The 18,283-nt window shown below is 70.5% G+C and carries 17 protein-coding genes; 10 read left to right on the plus strand and 7 right to left on the minus strand.

The annotated features are described in order from the left end of the window. Positions 1–143: 143 nt before the first annotated feature. Positions 144–1,748, plus strand: a complete 1,605-nt coding sequence (gene pgi / locus D8I30_RS04835; RefSeq protein WP_121481735.1) for a glucose-6-phosphate isomerase — start codon at positions 144–146, stop codon at positions 1,746–1,748. Beyond that, positions 1,745–2,200, plus strand: a complete 456-nt coding sequence (locus D8I30_RS04840; RefSeq protein WP_205570748.1) for a DUF4260 domain-containing protein — start codon at positions 1,745–1,747, stop codon at positions 2,198–2,200. Before pgi ends, D8I30_RS04840 begins: the two co-directional genes overlap by 4 nt. Here the strand turns inward: D8I30_RS04840 and D8I30_RS04845 are convergent. Further along, positions 2,182–2,625, minus strand: a complete 444-nt coding sequence (locus D8I30_RS04845) for a hypothetical protein (protein WP_121481736.1) — start codon at positions 2,623–2,625, stop codon at positions 2,182–2,184. The two genes, D8I30_RS04840 and D8I30_RS04845, sit on opposite strands and share 19 nt — an antisense overlap. 238 nt (positions 2,626–2,863) lie before the next feature. Between D8I30_RS04845 and groES the strand changes: the two genes are divergently transcribed. Then, positions 2,864–3,151, plus strand: a complete 288-nt coding sequence (groES, locus tag D8I30_RS04850; RefSeq protein ID WP_003167913.1) for a co-chaperone GroES — start codon at positions 2,864–2,866, stop codon at positions 3,149–3,151. Positions 3,152–3,208: 57 nt separating this feature from the next. Beyond that, the gene (groL, locus tag D8I30_RS04855) at positions 3,209–4,852 is read left to right on the plus strand and encodes a chaperonin GroEL (protein ID WP_121481737.1); all 1,644 of its coding nucleotides are present in this window, start codon (positions 3,209–3,211) and stop codon (positions 4,850–4,852) included. Positions 4,853–5,067: 215 nt separating this feature from the next. Here groL and D8I30_RS04860 read toward each other — a convergent pair whose 3' ends face one another. Beyond that, positions 5,068–6,012: a LysR substrate-binding domain-containing protein gene (locus D8I30_RS04860; RefSeq protein WP_121481738.1), complete on the minus strand. Its 945-nt coding sequence runs from the start codon at positions 6,010–6,012 to the stop codon at positions 5,068–5,070. 86 nt (positions 6,013–6,098) lie between these two features. Between D8I30_RS04860 and D8I30_RS14350 the strand changes: the two genes are divergently transcribed. Together D8I30_RS14350 and D8I30_RS04865 are read left to right on the plus strand one after the other, a co-directional pair. Then, positions 6,099–6,251: a hypothetical protein gene (locus D8I30_RS14350; protein ID WP_162938808.1), complete on the plus strand. Its 153-nt coding sequence runs from the start codon at positions 6,099–6,101 to the stop codon at positions 6,249–6,251. A gap of 151 nt (positions 6,252–6,402) precedes the next feature. Then, positions 6,403–8,046, plus strand: a complete 1,644-nt coding sequence (locus D8I30_RS04865; RefSeq protein WP_121481739.1) for a leucyl aminopeptidase — start codon at positions 6,403–6,405, stop codon at positions 8,044–8,046. Positions 8,047–8,103: 57 nt separating this feature from the next. On the opposite strand, the gene greA is transcribed toward D8I30_RS04865, so the two are convergent. Next, complete coding sequence (gene greA / locus D8I30_RS04870) at positions 8,104–8,586, minus strand: transcription elongation factor GreA (protein WP_121481740.1); 483 nt, start codon at positions 8,584–8,586, stop codon at positions 8,104–8,106. Between the two features lie 49 nt (positions 8,587–8,635). Between greA and D8I30_RS04875 the strand changes: the two genes are divergently transcribed. From D8I30_RS04875 to D8I30_RS04885, 3 genes are all read left to right on the plus strand, one after another. After that, a complete protein-coding gene (locus tag D8I30_RS04875) occupies positions 8,636–9,850 on the plus strand; it encodes an NAD(P)/FAD-dependent oxidoreductase (RefSeq protein WP_121481741.1) in 1,215 nt (404 codons plus the stop codon). A gap of 69 nt (positions 9,851–9,919) precedes the next feature. After that, a complete protein-coding gene (locus D8I30_RS04880) occupies positions 9,920–11,581 on the plus strand; it encodes a M28 family metallopeptidase (protein WP_240387333.1) in 1,662 nt (553 codons plus the stop codon). A 157-nt stretch (positions 11,582–11,738) separates the two neighbouring features. Then, on the plus strand, positions 11,739–12,884 hold the full coding sequence (locus D8I30_RS04885; RefSeq protein WP_121483396.1) for a serine hydrolase domain-containing protein: 1,146 nt from the start codon (positions 11,739–11,741) through the stop codon (positions 12,882–12,884). Here D8I30_RS04885 and D8I30_RS04890 read toward each other — a convergent pair. The 3 genes from D8I30_RS04890 to D8I30_RS04900 form a co-directional block, all read right to left on the minus strand. After that, a complete protein-coding gene (locus tag D8I30_RS04890) occupies positions 12,881–13,447 on the minus strand; it encodes a DUF4440 domain-containing protein (RefSeq protein ID WP_162938809.1) in 567 nt (188 codons plus the stop codon). The genes D8I30_RS04885 and D8I30_RS04890 overlap by 4 nt on opposite strands. Before the next feature lie 33 nt (positions 13,448–13,480). Then, positions 13,481–14,485, minus strand: a complete 1,005-nt coding sequence (rarD, locus tag D8I30_RS04895) for an EamA family transporter RarD (RefSeq protein WP_121481743.1) — start codon at positions 14,483–14,485, stop codon at positions 13,481–13,483. A 125-nt stretch (positions 14,486–14,610) separates the two neighbouring features. Continuing rightward, on the minus strand, positions 14,611–15,657 hold the full coding sequence (locus tag D8I30_RS04900) for an aspartate-semialdehyde dehydrogenase (RefSeq protein ID WP_121481744.1): 1,047 nt from the start codon (positions 15,655–15,657) through the stop codon (positions 14,611–14,613). A 149-nt stretch (positions 15,658–15,806) separates the two neighbouring features. Between D8I30_RS04900 and zapE the strand changes: the two genes are divergently transcribed. Next, positions 15,807–16,919, plus strand: coding sequence for a cell division protein ZapE (gene zapE, locus D8I30_RS04905; protein ID WP_121481745.1), 1,113 nt, complete (start codon positions 15,807–15,809; stop codon positions 16,917–16,919). Positions 16,920–17,222: 303 nt separating this feature from the next. On the opposite strand, the gene mdh is transcribed toward zapE, so the two are convergent. Beyond that, positions 17,223–18,185, minus strand: a complete 963-nt coding sequence (mdh, locus tag D8I30_RS04910; protein WP_121481746.1) for a malate dehydrogenase — start codon at positions 18,183–18,185, stop codon at positions 17,223–17,225. Positions 18,186–18,283: the final 98 nt, after the last annotated feature.

Below are 18,283 nucleotides of genomic sequence, written 5' to 3' on the forward strand. Positions count from 1 at the left end.
GGGCCTTTCACGATCGGCCGGGACGGCCGGACTTCCTGCCTTGGAAATCCTTGTTGACCCGGTCCTGGATTGAACTCTTGTCGGCCTGAGCCGTAAACGAGAGCTTGCAAGCGTCGTACCAAGACGCAGTGGGGGAGCCGTCGATGCCGCACGCCGCCTGGACCGAACTGGAAGCCGCCGCCCGCCGGGACGCCGACGCCCGCATCGTCGATCAGTTCGCGGCCGACCCCGGCCGGCTGGCGCGGATGACGGTCGAGGCCGCGGGCCTGCGCCTGGACCTGTCCAAGCAGAGCTGGACGAAGGCCGGGTTCGAGGCCGCCCTGGCCCTGGCCCGCGCCTGCGACGTCGAGGGCCGCCGCGCGGCCCTGTTCGGCGGCGAGGCCGTCAACCTGACCGAGGGGCGGGCGGTGCTGCATCCGGCCCTGCGCGCCCCCGCCGGCGCCGCCTTCCGCGCCCTGGGCGAGCCGGTCTCGGCCGAGGTCGAGGCCGTGCGCGCCGAGATGCGGGCCTACGCCGAGGCCGTGCGGTCCGGAAACGAGACAGGGGCCACGGGCCGCCCGTTCCAGGCGGTGGTCCATGTCGGCATCGGCGGCTCGGACCTAGGGCCGCGCCTGATCTGGGACGCCCTGCGCCCGCTCGATCCCGAAATCGACCTGCGCTTCGTCGCCAACATCGACCCGCGCGACATGGCGGAAGCCCTGACCGGGCTGGACCCCGAGACCACGCTGGTCGTGGTCGTGTCCAAGACCTTCACCACCCAGGAGACCCTGGCCAACGCCGAGGCGGCCAAGGCCTGGCTGGCCGCCGCCCTGCCCGCCGAGGGGATGGCCCGGCACTTCATCGGCGTCACCGCCGCGCCCGAGAAGGCGGCCGGCTTCGGCTGCGGCCGGACCTTCGCCTTCCGGGACTGGGTCGGCGGGCGCTACTCCCTGTGGTCGGCGGTCAGCCTGTCCTGCGTCATCGGCCTGGGCTGGGACGCCTTCCAGGGCTTCCTCGACGGCGCCGCCGAAATGGACCGCCACTTCCTCGAGGCGTCGCTGGAGACGAACGCGCCCGTGCTGCTGGCCCTGGCCCAGATCTACAACGTCGACGGCCTGCGCCGCCCGGCGCGCACCGTCGCCCCCTACGCCCACGCCCTGCGCCGCCTGCCGGCCTTCCTGCAGCAGCTGGAGATGGAGTCGAACGGCAAGCGGGTGCGCCGCGACGGCTCGCCCGTCGGCCGTCCGACCTGCCCCGTCGTCTTCGGCGAGCCCGGCACCAACGGCCAACACGCCTTCTTCCAGCAGATCCACCAGGGCCCGCAGGTCGTTCCGGCCGAGTTCGTCATCGTCGCCTCGACCGACGGAGAGACTTCGGAAAGCCCCCTGTGGGCCAACGCCCTGGCCCAGGCCCAGGCCCTGATGCTGGGCAAGAGCGAGATCCAGGCCCGCGCCGAACTGATCGCCTCCGGCGCGTCCGAAGACGAGGCCGACCGCCTGGCCCCGCACAAGACCTTCCCCGGCGACCGCCCCTCTACGGCCATCGTCCTGGACGCCCTGACGCCCCAGGCCCTGGGCGCCTTGATCGCCCTCTACGAACACAAAACCTTCGTCGAAGGGGTGCTATGGGACATCAACAGCTTCGATCAATGGGGGGTCGAATTGGGCAAGGCCCTGGCGAAGTCCATCCTCAGGGACGTCGCGGCCAGGGCTCCCGCGCCCGACCTCGACCCGTCGACCGCGGCCCTCCTGCAAAGGCTGATCCGATGACCGTAATCGCTCCCGCCTGGCAGCGGCTCGAGGGCCTGGCCCTGCTGGCCGTCGCCGCCCTGGCCTACGCCCGGACCGAACAGAGCTGGCTGCTGTTCGCCGTCCTCTTCCTGGCGCCGGACCTGTCCTTCGCCGGCTATCTGGCCGGGCCGCGCGTCGGGGCCTGGGCCTACAACCTGGCCCACAGCCTGATCGGCCCCTTGGCGCTGGTCGCGGCCGGCCTGCTGACCGCCGCCCCCTTGGCGACCGCCCTGGCCCTGATCTGGCTGGCCCACGTGGGTTTCGACCGCGCGCTCGGCTATGGACTGAAGTCCCCGAAGGGTTCGGGATCACCCATCTGGGCCGGATCGGCAAGGCGCGCGCGACGGCCGCCTGAGCCCACGAAAAAAGGCCCGGCCGGGCGGCCGAGCCTTCTTTCCTTCAGACGATCCGCCTACCAGCGGCGATCGTAGCGATAGTCGCGGTCGCGGCGGTTCTGATAGCTGCGCCACTCGCCGTGGTTCCGCCAGTAGCGGCCGTCGCGATAGTAGCGGCCGTCGTTGCGGTAGTAGCCGTCACGGCTGTTGATGCCGTGGTCGCGCTCCCAGTGGCCCCGGTTCCGATAGCAGCGGCCGCCGCGGTAATAGTCGCAGTTGGCCCGATCGCTATCCGAGGAGGCCACGCCCAGAGCCGCGCCCGCCAGGGCGCCCCCGGCGATGTAGCGGCCATCGCCCTGGCCGATCAGGGCCCCGGCGACGCCGCCGACCACGGCGCCGAGCACGGCGTCACGGCCGGTGTTGTCGCGATCGCGGTCGCGATAGGACTGGGCGGCGGCGGGAGTGGTCGCCAGCATCGTGAGAGCGATCGCGCCGACGCCGATCTTGGACATGGTCTTCATGGCGGGCTCCTTTCGAAAGCCGGTTGATCCGTCCTGTCCCTTGTAGCGACGCCTGTCTGAACGTCCCCGGGGAGGTCCGTTCATCTGCGCTTCATGTTGCAGCCTGCTTTCCGGGGCTCAGGCCTTGACGCCCCTCGCCCCCCTGCCTAACTCCCCGGTCGTTAGCACTCGGGGAGGGCGACTGCCAAAGTCGTGGGCTCCGAGGGCTGAAATCAACATCCTAACGGGAGTTACTCAGATGGCGTTTCGTCCGCTCGGCGACCGCGTGCTGGTCAAGCGCGTTGAAGAAGAATCCAAGACCAAGGGTGGGATCATCATCCCCGACACGGCCAAGGAAAAGCCGCAGGAAGGCGAAGTCGTCGCCGTGGGCCCCGGCGTCCGTGACGAAGACGGCAAGCACGTCGCCCTGGAACTGAAGGCCGGCGACCGCATCCTGTTCGGCAAGTGGTCGGGCACCGAGGTCAAGATCGACGGTGAAGACCTGATCATCATGAAGGAATCCGACGTCCTGGGCGTGCTGTCGTAAGACTGACCTCAGGTTTCCGGTTTTCTACGTAAAAACATCTAGATAGGAGCAGCCCGCATGGCCGCTAAAATCGTAAAGTTCAACACCGACGCCCGCGACAAGATGCTGAAGGGCGTCAACGTCCTGGCTGACGCCGTCAAGGTGACCCTGGGTCCCAAGGGCCGCAACGTCGTGATCCAGAAGTCCTTCGGCGCCCCGCGCTCGACCAAGGACGGCGTCTCGGTGGCCAAGGAAATCGAGCTGGAAGACGCCTTCGAGAACATGGGCGCCCAGATGATCCGCGAAGTCGCATCCAAGGCGAACGACAAGGCGGGCGACGGCACCACCACCGCCACCGTCCTGGCCCAGGCCATCGTCCAGGAAGGCCTGAAGGCCGTGGCCGCCGGCATGAACCCGATGGATCTGAAGCGCGGCATCGACAAGGCCGTCGACGCGGTGCTGGAAGAGGTCAAGTCGATCTCCAAGCCGGTCTCCAACAACTCGGAAATCGCCCAGGTCGGCACCATCTCGGCCAACGGCGACGCTGAAATCGGCGGCCTGATCGCCGAAGCCATGGCCAAGGTCGGCAACGAAGGCGTCATCACCGTCGAGGAAGCCAAGACCGCCGAAACCACCGTCGACATCGTCGAGGGCATGCAGTTCGACCGCGGCTACCTGTCGCCCTACTTCATCACCAACCCGGACAAGATGGAGGCCGTCCTCGAGGAGCCGCTCATCCTGCTCCACGAGAAGAAGCTGACCTCGCTGCAGCCGATGCTGCCGGTGCTGGAAGCCGTGGTTCAGTCGGGCCGCCCCCTGCTGATCATCGCCGAGGACATCGAAGGCGAAGCCCTGGCCACCCTGGTGGTCAACAAGCTGCGCGGCGGCCTGCGCGTCGCCGCCGTCAAGGCTCCGGGCTTCGGCGACCGCCGCAAGGCCATGCTGGAAGACATCGCCATCCTGACGGGCGGCCAGGTCATCTCGGAAGACCTCGGCATCAAGCTTGAGACGGTCACGCTCGACATGCTCGGCAAGGCCAAGAAGGTCCAGATCACCAAGGACGACACCACCATCGTCGAAGGCGCTGGCGAGAAGGACGGCATCGAAGCCCGCGTCGGCCAGATCAAGCGTCAGATCGAGGACACCACCTCGGACTACGACCGCGAGAAGCTGCAAGAGCGTCTGGCCAAGCTGGCCGGCGGCGTCGCCGTCCTGCGCGTCGGCGGCTCGACCGAGGTCGAGGTCAAGGAGAAGAAGGACCGCGTCGACGACGCCCTGAACGCGACCCGCGCGGCCGCCGACGAAGGCATCGTCCCGGGCGGCGGCGTGGCCCTGCTGAAGGCCTCCAAGGTGCTGGCCGACCTGAAGGTCGACAACGCCGACCAGACCGCCGGCGTCAACATCGTCCGCCGCGCCCTGCAGGCTCCGATCCGTCAGATCTCGGAGAACTCGGGCGTCGAAGGCTCGATCGTGGTCGGCAAGGTGCTGGAGTCGGACAAGGCCAACTTCGGCTTCAACGCCCAGACCGAAGAGTACGGCGACCTGGTGGAGATGGGCGTCATCGACCCGGCCAAGGTCGTGCGCTCGGCCCTGGCCTCGGCCGGCTCGGTCGCGGGCATCATGATCACGACCGAAGCCGCCATCGCCGACGCGCCCAAGAAGGCCTCGGCCGGCGCCCCCGACATGGGCGGTATGGGCGGCATGGGCGGCATGGACTTCTAAGTCCACGCTGACCAACGCTGAGACCACGGAAGGGCGGGATCGAAAGGTCCCGCCCTTTCTTTTTTCCTTCTCCCCTTGCGGGAGAAGGTGGCGGCCGAAGGCTGACGGATGAGGGGTATCTCCACAGTGGATGAAGGCGACTTGGTCAAATGGCGGCGCAACCCCTCATCCGACCTCGCTCCGCTCGGCCACCTTCTCCCGCAAGGGGAGAAGGATCAGGAGCCCGTCTCCCCCACCTCGCGCCCGGCCAGCCGCGCCCCTTCGCCCACCGCCGGGTCGGACCTCGCCGTTCCCAGAATCCAGTCGCGGAAGCGGGCGATCTTGGGGGTCAGGCGGCGGCCGGGCGGGTAGCAGAGCCAATAACCCTCGGCCAGGGCCACCGTCGCCTCGAACGGCCGCACCAGCAGGCCGCGCTCGATCTCGCGGCCGTAGAGGATGGGCGAGCCCAGGGCCACGCCCTGGTCGCCCAGCGCCGCCGCCACCTCCATCGCCTGGTTGTCGGCGGTCAGGCGCGGCGGCGGGGCGGCGTCGGCGGGCGCCACCCCGGCGGCCGCGAACCAGGCGGCCCATTCCCCCGGATCGCCCACCAGGGGGGCGCGCTTCAGGTCGGCGATCGTCTTCAGCTCCAGCCGGTCGCGCAGGGCCGGGGTGCAGACCGGGGTGAAGACGGCGGGCATCAGGAAGCGGCTCTCCAGGCCCGGCCAGCGGCCCGAGCCGAAGCGCAGCCCCACGTCCAGTCCGTCGGCCCCCAGGCTGGACAGGGCGGCGCTGGTGTCGACCCGCACAGCCAGGTCGGGATTGGCCAACTGGAACGCCCCCAGCCGCGGCGCCAGCCACTGGGTCGCCAGAGTCTGCAGGGTGGTGATGGCCAGCACCCCCTGGTCGGCCTCGACCACCTCGGCCACCGCCCGGCGCAGCAGGGTCATGGCCTCGGTCGCCGCCGTGGCCAGGCGCTCGCCCTCGGGCGTCAGGGCCACCTGCCGCGTACCGCGCGTGAACAGGGAGCGCTCCAGCCGCTGCTCCAGGTCGCGGATGCGCCAGCTGACCGCCGCCTGGCTCATGCCCAGGGCCTCGGCCGCGCGGGTGAAGCTGAGCAGGCGCGCCGCCGCCTCGAACACGCGCAGCGCGTCCACCGGGATGCGAGAGAGAATGTCAGACATAAGCCTGCCTTATGAATGAGCGCTGTTGTCTCGTTTGTGAACGCGGCCCCTGCGCGCCATCCTAACACTATCAGAAAGGAGGCCAAATGATGGAAGACATTCACCGCACTCATAAGGAACCCGCGTGGGGCTGGATCGGGGCCCTGATCGACGCCCGCCGCCTGGCGCGCCGCGAGACCGGCGTCGCCCGCCTCGGGGCCCGCCCCTGCCCGACGCCCCCGCGCCGGGCGGCCTGCTGACGGCCGCCGTCCCGCCGGGCGCGACCCCAAGCGCGACCCAAGAGCGCGACAAGGCGTCGCGCCTGGCGTCCTTCCGTCGGCGGAGCGGTTGCCCGGCGCGGGCGACGCCCCCCATAAGGGCGCCTCATCGTCACAGAGGGGGCCCTGATCGATGCGCCGCAACACCCGTATTCCGTCCTTCGCCGCCGCCGCGCTGATCGCCGCCGCCGGCCTCAGCGTCGCCGTTCCGGCCGAGGCCCAATCGCGCCGCGCCGCGCCCGCCGCCGAGCGTTCTGACTGGCCCGCCCGCGCGGCGCCGGCCCAGACGCGCGCCACAGCCTTCGCCGCCGTGGCCGCAGCGCCGTCCGGCGCCCTGGTCCTGCCGCTGTCGTCGGAGGCCGAGCTGGCCACGCGCGGCGCCGCCCTGGACGCCGGGACGCGCCAGGCGATCGCCTCGGCCCTGACCGCCGCCCGCTTCGACTACAAGCCGCGCCAGACGCTGAGCCTGCACGGCGTCGGCGGCTGGGACCGCATCCTGGTCGTCGGCCTGGGCGCGTCGCCCAAGAGCGCCGACGTGCAGACGGCGGGCGTCGTCGCCGGCCGCGCCCTGAACAGCCAGCCGGGCGAGCTGACCGCCCTGGCCGGAGGCCTGTCGGCCGAGCTGGCCTCGGAGCTGGCGACGGGCCTGGGCATCGGCCACTATCGCTCGGACCTCTATGTCACCACCGGCCGCGACCGCCCGGCGCCCGGCGCCCTGACCGTCGTCGCCGACGACGCGGCCGGCGCCCAGGCGCACTATCGTCGCGGCGCCGCCCTGGTCGAGGCCATGGCCTGGACCCGCGACGTGTCGAACGAGCCGGCCAACATCGTCTATCCCGAGAGCTTCGTGGCCCGCGCCCGCGCCGCCTTCGCCGGCGTGCCGGGGGTCGAGATCACCGAACTGGACGTGCCCGCCATGCAGCGTCTGGGCATGGGCGCCCTGCTGGGCGTCGGCCAGGGCTCCAGCCGCCCGCCGCGCCTGCTGGCCGTGCGCTATCGCGGCCAGGGCGCGCCCTCGGACGGCCCGATCGCCCTGCTGGGCAAGGGCATCACCTTCGATTCCGGCGGCCTGTCGCTGAAGCCGGGCGCCAACATGGGCAACATGAAGATGGACATGTCCGGCGCCGCCAGCGTCGTCGGCGCCGTCCTGGCCCTGGCCAAGGGCGGGGCGCCGGTCGACGTGGTCGCCGTCGCGGCCCTGGCCGAGAACATGCCCGACGGCGGCGGCATCCGGCCGGCCGACGTCCTGACCGCCATGAACGGCAAGACCATCGAGATCATCTCAACCGACGCCGAGGGCCGCCTCGTCCTGGCCGACGCCGTGGTCTGGGCCGACACGACGCTGAGCCCCGCCGCCATCGTCGACGTGGCCACCCTGACCGGCGCGGTCGGCGGGGCCCTGGGCAATGACTATGCGGGCCTGTTCAGCCGTCACGACGCCCTGGCCGACCAGCTGAAGACGGCCGGCGACGCGACCGGCGAGACCCTGTGGCGCCTGCCGCTGCACCCCTCCTATGCGCGCGCCACGGCCTCGACCACGGCCGACATCAAGAACTCGGGCGAGGGCGGCGCGGGCGCAGGCACCGGCGCCCACTTCATCGGCTATTTCGCCCGACCCGAGACGCCATGGGCCCACCTGGACATCGCCAACATGGCCTTCGGCGCCGCCAACGACGTCAAGCCGGCCGGCTCGGCGGGCTACAGCGTGCGCCTGCTGGAGCGTTTCGTGCGCGACTTCCAGCCGGTGACGAAAGAGAAGGGCACGGGCGGCTACTAAGGCCGTCTCGCCAGCGTTCTCCTCCCTTCCCCCTCGATGGGGGAAGGGCTTTCTGAACTAGCCTTCCTGGATGGCAACGATCTCGACCGACTGGCCCGCGACCGTCGCCTCCTCCCCCTCGCGCTTGCCCATCAGGGCGCGGGCCAGGGGGGAGACGTGGCTGACGCTGCCTTGCGCCGGATCGGCCTCGTCCTCGCCGACGATGCGCCAGGTCTGGGTGCGGCCGTCCTCGCGCTCGATGGTGACCGTGTCGCCGAAGCGCACCCGCCCGTCCGCGGGCGCCTCGACCAGCTGGGCCGTCGAGCGCCGCGCCGACCAATAGCGCAGGTCGCGCGTCGCCCGCGCCATGGCCGTGCGGTCGGCCTCGATGGAGCCCGCCGCCTGGGCCGCCGTATAGGCGGCACGCGCGGCCGCCAGCGCGGCCTCGATCTGGGCCAGGCCCTGGGGCGTGACCAGGTTGGGATGGGGCGAGATCGGCCGGTCCGGCAGGTCCGCCGCCGTGGCTTCCAGATCTTCTTCTCGGGTGAAGGCGACGCTCATGATGATAGAGCCTATGCCGCGCGCGATCGTTCCGGTCTAGGAAGGCGCAATGACGCGCCCCCCCTTCACAGTCGCCTTGATCGGCGCCGGCCCCGCCGGGCTGATGGCCGCCGAGCGCCTGGCCCAGGCGGGGCTGAACGTCGTCGTGCACGAGCGGATGCCCTCGGTCGCGCGCAAATTCCTCATGGCCGGACGCGGCGGGCTGAACCTGACCCATTCGGAGCCGCTCGATCCCTTCCTCAGCCGCTACGACGCCGCCGCTCGAGCCCGCGTCGAGGGCTGGCTGGACGCCTTCTCGCCCGCCGATCTGGTCGTCTGGGTCGAGGGCCTGGGCCAGCCGACCTTCGTCGGCTCCTCGGGCCGGGTGTTTCCGAAGGCGATGAAGGCCTCGCCCCTGCTGCGCGCCTGGCTGGCGCGGCTGGAGGGGCTGGGCGTCGAGCTCCGCACCCGCTCGCGCTGGACCGGCTGGACGGACGGCGCCCTGTCGTTCGACACGCCCGACGGCGAACGGATCGAGCGGCCCGACGCCGTGATCCTGGCCCTGGGCGGGGCCAGCTGGGCCAGGCTGGGGTCCGACGCCGGCTGGGTCCCAGCGCTCGAAGAGGCGGGCGTCGCCGTGGCCCCCTTCCGCCCGGCCAACGTCGGCTTCGACGTCGCCTGGTCGCCCCTGTTCCGCGAGCGTTTCGCCGGGACGCCGCTGAAGGGGATCGCCCTGACCCATGCAGGCCGCACGGTGCGCGGCGAGGCCATGATCGCCGCCTATGGCATCGAGGGCGGCGGAATCTACGCCCTGTCGGCCCAGCTGCGCGCGTCGGTGGAGCGCGACAACGCGACGAGGCTGAGCCTGGACCTGCGCCCCGACATGGCGCTTGAGGCCTTGACGCAACGCCTGTCGCAGCCGCGCGGCAAGGACAGCCTGTCCAACTGGCTGCGCAAGGCCGCCCGGCTGGACGCCGCCGCCGTCGCCCTGCTGCGCGAAGCCGGGCCCCTGCCCGCCGAACCCGCCGCCCTGGCCGCCCGCATCAAGGGCATCAACCTGACCCTGACCGGGGTGCAGAGCCTGAGTCGCGCCATCTCCGCGGCCGGAGGCGTGGCGCTGGACGCCGTGGACGACCGGCTGATGCTCAAGTCGCGGCCCGGCGTCTTCCTGGCGGGGGAGATGCTGGACTGGGAGGCGCCGACCGGCGGCTATCTGCTGCAGGCCGCCTTCGCCTCGGGCGTCGTGGCGGCCAACGGCGTCCTCGACTGGCTTGAGACCCGCTGAGGGCTCGACAGGGGCGGCGAGAGGGCGCAGCGTGCCGCCTCCCCCTCGCAATCGCTCGAGCCGCCCCCCATGCCGATGCCCCGTTCGACGCCCCGTTCCGCCGCCGCCCTCGGCCTGATCGCCGCCCTGATGTGTTCGACCTCCGCGCTGGCGCAAACCGCGCCGGGCCAGGTGGACCCGGCCCGGCTCAACGAGGCGACCCGCGTCCTGGCCTCCGACGCCTTCGAAGGCCGCGCCCCGGTCACGCCGGGCGAAGACCGCACCATCGAATGGTTGACCCAGCAGTTCCAGGCGCTCGGGCTCGAGCCCGGCGGCCCCGACGGCGCCTGGGTCCAGATCGCCCATGTCAGCCGCACCAGCCAGGACGGCCCGGCGACCATCAGCGTCGCCGCCAAGGGCCGGACCACGCCCCTGCAGCGCGCCACGGACGTCATCGTCTCCTCGGACCGGCCGGTGGACCACGTGACCCTGACCGACGCCCCTCTGGTCTTCGTCGGCTACGGCGTGGACGCGCCCGAGCGCGGCTGGGACGACTACAAGGGCGTCGACCTGACCGGAAAGATCATGCTGGTCCTGGTCAACGACCCCGACTTCGGCGCCCCCGAAGGCCATCCGGTCGCGGGCAAGTTCGACGGCCAGGCCATGACCTTCTACGGCCGCTGGACCTACAAGTTCCAGGTCGCGGCGGCGCATGGGGCGGCGGGCGTCCTGGTCATCCACGACACGCCGGGCGCGGGCTATCCCTGGTCGACGCTGCAGAACTCCTCGACCGCGCCCAAGTTCGACATCGTCCGCGCCGATCCGAACAAGGAGCGCGTCGCCGCCCAAGGCTGGATCCAGGGCGCCGTGGCCGAACAGCTGTTCCAGGACGCCGGGCTCGATTTCGAGGCGCTGAAGGCCCAGGCGCGCACGCCCGAGTTCCAGCCGGTGACGCTGGACGGCGTCACCATGTCCATCGACTTCGGCCAGACCGCCGACCGGGTGCAGACGCGCAACGTCATCGCCCGTCTGCCGGGCGCGAAATATCCGGACGAGACGGTCATGTTCGGCGCCCACTGGGACGCCTATGGCCGCGCCACGCCCAAGAACGGCGACGACATCTATAACGGCGCCGTGGACAATGCGACCGGCGTGGCGGCGGTGCTGGAGCTGGCCCGCCTGTTCGCCGAGGGGCCGCGCCCGGAACGCTCGACCGTCTTCGTCGGCTGGGCCGCCGAGGAGACGGGCCTGCTGGGCGCCGAATACTACGCCGCCAACCCGGTCTGGCCGCTGGAGACGACGGTCGCCAACATCAATATGGACAGCCTGCTGCCGGGGACCGAGATCGACCCGAACATCGTGGTCATCGGCGCGGGCAAGAACGACCTGGACGACCGGCTGGCCGCCTTTGCCGCGCGCGAAGGCCGCCGCCTGATCCCCGATCCGGCGCCCCAGGCCGGCGCCTTCTACCGCTCCGACCACTTCCCCCTGGCGCGCAAGGGCGTGCCCGCCCTGTTCGCCGCCGCCGGCTTCACCGGCCACAACGCCGCCAGCCGCGACTACGTCGCCAACCGCTATCATCAGCCGACGGACGAATGGACGCCGGACTGGAAGATGGACGCCGCCGCCGCCGACGTGCAGCTGCTGTACGAGGTCGGCGCCGCCCTGGCCAACTCGCGCGACTGGCCCGCGTGGAAGCCGGGCGACGAGTTCGAGGGCGCGCGCAACGCCTCGGCCGCCGCACGAAAATAGAACACAGTTTCAGCGTCACCCTCGGGCTTGTCCCGAGGGCCTATCCATCCGCCGCAAGCCGGATTCCGGTCGAACCGCTCGTTGTCGACCTGGGCCCTCGGGACAAGCCCGAGGGTGACGGTGTAGGAGATGGCGATCCCACCGCCTAATGGACCCCATGACCGCTCTGCCCGATCTCCACGGCGTCTGCCCGCCGCGCTTCAACGCGGTGAAGGACGCCTTCGCCGCCAACTTCACCGACGCCCCCGAGGGGCTGAACGAACTGGCCGCGCGCTTCAGCGTGACCATCGACGGGGAGGTGGTCGTGGACCTGTGGGCCGGATCGGCCGACACGGCGGGGCGGACGCCCTTCACCGACGGGACCCTGGTCCCGGTCTTCTCGACCGGCAAGGCGGTCATGGCCCTGATGATCGCGCGCTGCGTCGACAAGGGGCTGCTGTCCTATGAGGACCGCGTCGCCGACCACTGGCCGGCCTTCGGCGCGGCGGGCAAGGGCCGGCTGACCGTCGGCCAGTTGATGAGCCACCAGTCCGGCCTGCCGGGCTTCGACGGCGGCGCGGAGCCCGAGATCTGGTTCGACCGCCAGGCGGTGCTGGACCGGCTGGCGGCCCAGACGCCTCTTTGGGCGCCCGGCACGGCCTCCGGCTATCACCCCATCACCATCGGCTATCTGGCGGGCGAACTGTTCCGCCTTGTCGACGGGCGGACCATGGGCACGGCCCTGCGCGAAGACTTCGCCCTGCCCTTCGGCCTGGACCTGTGGATCGGCCTGCCGCAGAGCGAGCATGACCGCGTGGCCCAGCTGCGCAAGCCCGCCGCCCCCCCCGACCTCGGCCCCATCGACGCGATCAAGAAGGCCGCCTTCCTCGACCGCGGCTCGGCGCCGGGCGGGCGCGGCTCGACCGAATGGCGGATGGCCGAGATCCCCTCCGCCAATCTGCACGCCACGGCCAGGGACCTGGCGCGGATGATGTCGATCATCGCTGTCGGCGGGGCCCTGGATCATCTGGCCGTGCTGTCGGAGGAGACCCTGGCCGAGGCGACGCGCGAGCGCATTCACGGCCAGGACAAGGTGCTGCCCTATGTCATGAGCTGGGCGGCGGGCTTCACCCGCAACCAGGGCCTGAACATCTTCGGCCCCAATCCCGAGGCGGTCGGCCACTGCGGCTGGGGCGGCTCCATGGCCTTCGCGGACCAGGCGGCGGGCGTCTCGTCCGCCTATGTCATGACCCGGCAGTCGCCGCACCTGCTCGGCGACCCGCGCGCGATGCGGCTGGTTCAGGCGCTCTACGGGGCGCTCTAGACCTCCGGCCCCCAGGCCAGCTGGTCGTGCACGATCAGCCAGCCGTCGGCCGTGCGGCGCAGAATGCGGGTGAACAGGCCGCGTTGGGTCTTGCCGCCGCGCGTCAGCACGGCCCGGCCCGAGACCACCGCCGTGTTGACGTCGAACTGCAGGGTTTCGAACCACTCATAGGACAGGGTCCCCAGGCCGCCCGGCTCGGCCGCGCGGGCCTCCAGGGCGGCGCGCACGCTGTCCGGCCCCTTCAGCGGTACGTCGCCCAGAAAGACCAGCAGGGGCTCGTCGTGGACATAGGTGGCCATGACCGCCTCGACCTGGCCCGAGCTCCAGGCGGCGGCGGCGGCGTCCAGGGCGTCGCTGACAGCGTCGAAGGTGTCGGCCGTGGTCGGCGGGGCGGCGACGGGCGCCGGCGCCCCGGCGGCTTCGCGGCTCGTCTCGACGCGCGCCGTGCGGATGACCTCGTCTCCCCCGCCCATCGAGACGCTGTTCTGGGCGCAGGCCGACGTCCCTCCCGCGAGCAGGACGGAGGCGGCGAGGGCGGCGAGGAGGCGCGAACGGATCATCATCATCCCCTTCTTAGGCTGGGGCGACGTCGGACCTCAACGCGCGGCGGGCGGATTTTCGTCCAGCGCCGCCATGCGGTCCTCGGCCGGGTCGTCCAGCAGGCCGGGCTCGGGGGCGACGATGGTCTCGGCCGTGTTGGCGGCGCGGCGCACCTTCAGCACGGCGCCGACGGCGAACACCGCCGCCCCGCCCCAGATGAAGGCGAAGGAGGCGATGCGCAACGCGCCCAGGGCCTCGCCCTGCAGGGCGCCGATGACGAAGACGATGGTCGGGGCCAGGAACTGCAGGAAGCCCATGCTGGACAGGGGCATGCGCCGCGCCGCCCAGGCGAACAGGGCCAGCGGGATGACGGTGGCCGGACCCGCGAACAGCAGCCAGAAGGTGGCTGCGGGCGAGGCGGTGAAATGCCCCTGCCCCGTCGCCTCGATGAAGACCACCCAGGCCAGGCCGGGCAGGGCCAGCAGCAGGCATTCCATGAACAGGCCGGTCTGGGCGTCGACCGAGACCCGCTTGCGGATGATGCCGTAGCCGGCGAAGCTGAAGGCCAGCAGCAGGGAGACCCAGGGGGCATGGCCGAGCGCCAGGGTCTGCAGCACCACGCCGACGGCGGCCAGGGCGATGGCGGCGGCGCCGAAGCGGTCGATCCGTTCACGGAACAACCAGGCTCCGGCCGCCATGTTGAGCAGAGGGTTGAGATAGTAGCCGAGCGAGGCGTCCAGGGTCCGCCCGTTGTTCACCGCCACGACATAGGTAGTCCAGTTGGCGGCGATCAGCACGGCCGACAGGGCCAGCCAGCCCAGCACCCTGGGCTGGCGGAAGACAGCGACCACCTGCGTCCATTGCCGCGACAGCATGACCAGGATCAGGGCCCAGACCAGGCCCCAGACGGCGCGATGGCCCATGATCTCCCAGGCGTTCGCCCCCTGATGCGCCATCTGCTGGAAGACCAGGGGGATGAAGCCCCAGATCAGGTAGCAGACGACGCCCGCCGCCAGGGCGGCGCGGGCTTCGGACGAGTTCTGGGAGGGGGTCGCTGTCACAAAGGGACGCCTTGAAAAGCGTCATCCCGGACGATCTGAAAGACCGATCCGGGACCGCATCAAACGGCGACGTTCGCGGCGGTCCCGGCTCTTCGCTTCGCTACGGCCGGGATGACGGCAAGCAGTTACACAGTCAGGGTGCGATAGCCGCTCGACGGGGTGATGACGCCGGTCTCGTCCAGAAGCTGGGCGATCTGCACGGCGTTCAGGGCCGCGCCCTTGCGCAGGTTGTCCGACACCACCCAGAACGACAGGCCGTTCTCGACCGTCGGGTCCTTGCGGATGCGCGACACATAGACGGCGTGCTCGCCGGCGGCGTCGACCGGGGTGATGTAGCCGTCGTGCTCCTGCTTATCGACGACCAGGACGCCCGGCGCCTCGCGCAGGATCTCGCGGGCCTCGTCCGGCGCGATCGGGCGGTCGAACTCCACCGTCACGGCTTCCGAGTGGCCGACGAAGACGGGCACGCGCACGCAGGTGACGGTCAGCTTGATCGAGGGGTCGAGCATCTTGTGCGTCTCGTCCCACATCTTGGCTTCCTCGTCGGTGTAGCCGTCGTCGCGGAAGGAGCCGATGTAGGGGATGACGTTGAAAGCGATCTGCTTGGGGAATTTCTTCGGCGTGGCGTCGCCCAGGCCGTAGATGGCCTTGGTCTGGTTCCACAGCTCGTCCATGCCTTCCTTCCCGGCGCCCGAGACGGACTGGTAGGTCGAGACGACGACGCGCTTGATCTTGGCCGCGTCGTGCAGCGGCTTCAGCGCCACCACCAGTTGGGCGGTCGAGCAGTTGGGGTTGGCGACGATGTTCTTCTTGCGCGCCAGCTTGACCGCGTCGGGGTTCACCTCGGGCACGATCAGCGGCACGTCCGGGTCCTGGCGGAAGGCCGAGGAGTTGTCGATGACGATGGGGCCGGCCTTGCCGATCTTCTCGGACCATTCGCGCGACACCGCGCCGCCGGCGCTCATCAGAACCAGGTCGACGCTCGAGAAATCGAACTGCTCGATGTCCTCGCACTTGATCGTCCGGTCCCCGAAGGAGACCTCGACGCCCTTGGATTTTCGGGAGGCGATCGCGTGCATTTTCTCGACGGGGAAGTTCACTTCCTCGAGGATGGCCAGGATTTCCCGACCGACATTGCCGGTGGCGCCTACGACGGCGACGCGATAGCCCATGATGAAATCATCCTTTGTGCGGGGGCGTTTGGGAGAAACGCTTCTGCATTTGGGTCCTTCGCAGTCGCGAAGCAACCAGAATCCTCCAATCCGCCGCCGGAATCCGCGACCGCCTTCCCCCCGCCCCGTCCGAGGGCTATCTGCTGGGCATGACCTCCCGCATCCGCAACGCCTACGACATCCGCGTGGAAGAAGGCGTGATCACGCCCGAGCCCGCCCAGATCGCCCTGATCGCCGAACTGGAGCGTCTGGAAGCCGACCTGTCGAAGAAGGGGCTGTTCGGCGCCCTGCCCGAGGTCCGGGGCATCTACATCTGGGGGCCGCCTGGACGCGGCAAGTCCATGCTGATGGACCTCTTCTACTCCTCAACGCCCGAGCAGAAGAAGGTCCGCGCCCACTTCCACGCCTTCATGGCGCGCATCCACGACCTGGTGAAGCAGTGGCGCGACGGGACCCCGCGCAGCCGCAAGGCCGTGTTCGGGGCCAGCAAGGGGGACGACCCCATTCCGCCGATCGCCGCCCTGATCGCCTCGGAGGCGCGGCTGTTGTGCTTCGACGAACTGCAGGTCACGGACATCGCCGACGCCATGATCCTGGGCCGGCTGTTCGAGGCCCTGTTCGAGAAGAAGGTGGTGCTGGCCGTCACCTCGAACCGCGCGCCCGAGGACCTCTACAAGAACGGCATCAACCGCCAGCTCTTCCTGCCCTTCATCGACGTCATCCGCCGACGCTGCGCCGTGGTCGAGACGGCCGGGGCGCGCGATTTCCGCCTCGACCGCCTGGCCGGGGCGCAGGTCTGGTTCTCGCCGCTGGACGTCGAGGCGCGAGGCGGCTTCGAGACCCTGTGGGCCGACCTCAAGGGCGGCGAGCCGGAGGAGCCCATCGCCCTGCCGGTGCTGGGCCGCGAGGTGAAGCTGGAGCGCACCGTCGGCGGCATGGCGCGCGCGACCTTCAACGAGCTGTGCGGCCGTCCGCTGGGGCCGCAGGATTATCTGGCCGTCGCCCGGCGTTTCCACACCCTGTTCCTAGCCGACGTGCCCCGGCTCAGCCCGGCCAACCACCACGAGGCGCGTCGCCTGGTGACCCTGGTCGACGCCCTCTACGAGGCCAGGACCCGCCTGGTCGCCCTGGCCGAGGCCGCGCCCGAGGCGCTCTACGTCGAAGGCGTCGGCGCCTTCGAGTTCGAGCGGACGGTGTCGCGCTTCAACGAGATGCAGAGCGAGGACTGGCTGGAGCAGCGCGAAGAAGCGGAAGCGGCGTAGGCTTCCTCCCTTCCGGTCATCCCAGCCGCGTCGCAGCCCCCCATCCTCCGTCATCCTCGGGCTTGACCCGAGGATCGGGCCATCCACCTGTTCGCGGCGTCCTATAGCCCGCGCCCTGTCCGCCCTCCCGCCCGCTGAACGCTCGATCCTCGGGTCAAGCCCGAGGATGACGGCGGGGCAGGGGTCAACGCAGGTGGGCGAACACGCCCACGAAAAAGGGCCGCGCCCGAAGACGCGGCCCTTTCCAATTTAGGCGCGGGAGCGCTCAAGCAGCGCGGCTCCGCGCGGCTCGCGTTAGCGCCCTTAAGCCAAGGAAGGCTCGATGTCCTTACAGGCTTGGATCAGGCCCTGGACCGAGGCGACCGATTTGGCGAACATCGCCTTTTCGTCGTCATTGGTGGTGAACTCGACGATCTTCTCGACGCCGTTCGCGCCGATCATCGCCGGGACGCCGACGTAGAGGTCCGACAGGCCGTATTCGCCCGACAGCCACACGGCGCACGGCAGGACGCGCTTCTGGTCCAGCAGGTAGGACTTGGCCATCGCAATCGCGCTCTCGGCCGGGGCGTAGAAGGCCGAGCCGGTCTTCAGCAGGGCCACGATCTCGCCGCCGCCCTTGCGGGTGCGCTCGACGATGGCGTCCAGGTCGGCCTGGCTCAGGAAGCCCGCGGCGACCGCGTCCGGCAGCGGCAGGCCGCCGACCGTCGAGTGGCGCACCATCGGCACCATGTCGTCGCCGTGGCCGCCCAGGGTCCAGGCGTGGATGTCCTGCACCGACACGCCGGTCTTCTCAGCCAGGAAGTAGGCGAAGCGTGCCGAGTCCAGCACGCCGGCCATGCCGATGACCTTCTCCTTGGGGAGCCCGGAGAACTTCTGCAGGGCCCAGACCATGGCGTCGAGCGGGTTGGTGATGCAGATGACGAAGGCGTTGGGGGCGTGCTGCTTGATGCCCTCGCCGACGGCCTTCATCACTTTCAGATTGATGCCGATCAGGTCGTCGCGGCTCATGCCCGGCTTGCGCGGCACGCCGGCGGTGACGATGCAGACGTCGGCGCCCGAGATGTCGGCGTAGTCGTTGGCGCCCTTCAGGGCCACGTCCTGGCCGAAGACGGCCGAGGCCTCGGCGATGTCGAGGGCCTTGCCCTGCGGGGTGCCTTCGGCGATGTCGAACAGGATGACGTCGCCCAGCGCTTCGCGCGCGGCCACGTGGGCCAGGGTTCCGCCGATCATTCCGGCGCCGATGAGGGCGATCTTCGCGCGAGCCATTCAGGTCTCTCCAGGTCGATGTTGCGTGTGCGAACGATACTCGATGGGACGGCGGTCTAAACCCGCCCGGGAGCCGGGGCAAGCGTCCCGCGTTGCGC

This window comes from Brevundimonas naejangsanensis (assembly GCF_003627995.1).
In the GTDB taxonomy this organism is placed as follows: Bacteria; Pseudomonadota; Alphaproteobacteria; order Caulobacterales; family Caulobacteraceae; genus Brevundimonas; species Brevundimonas naejangsanensis_B.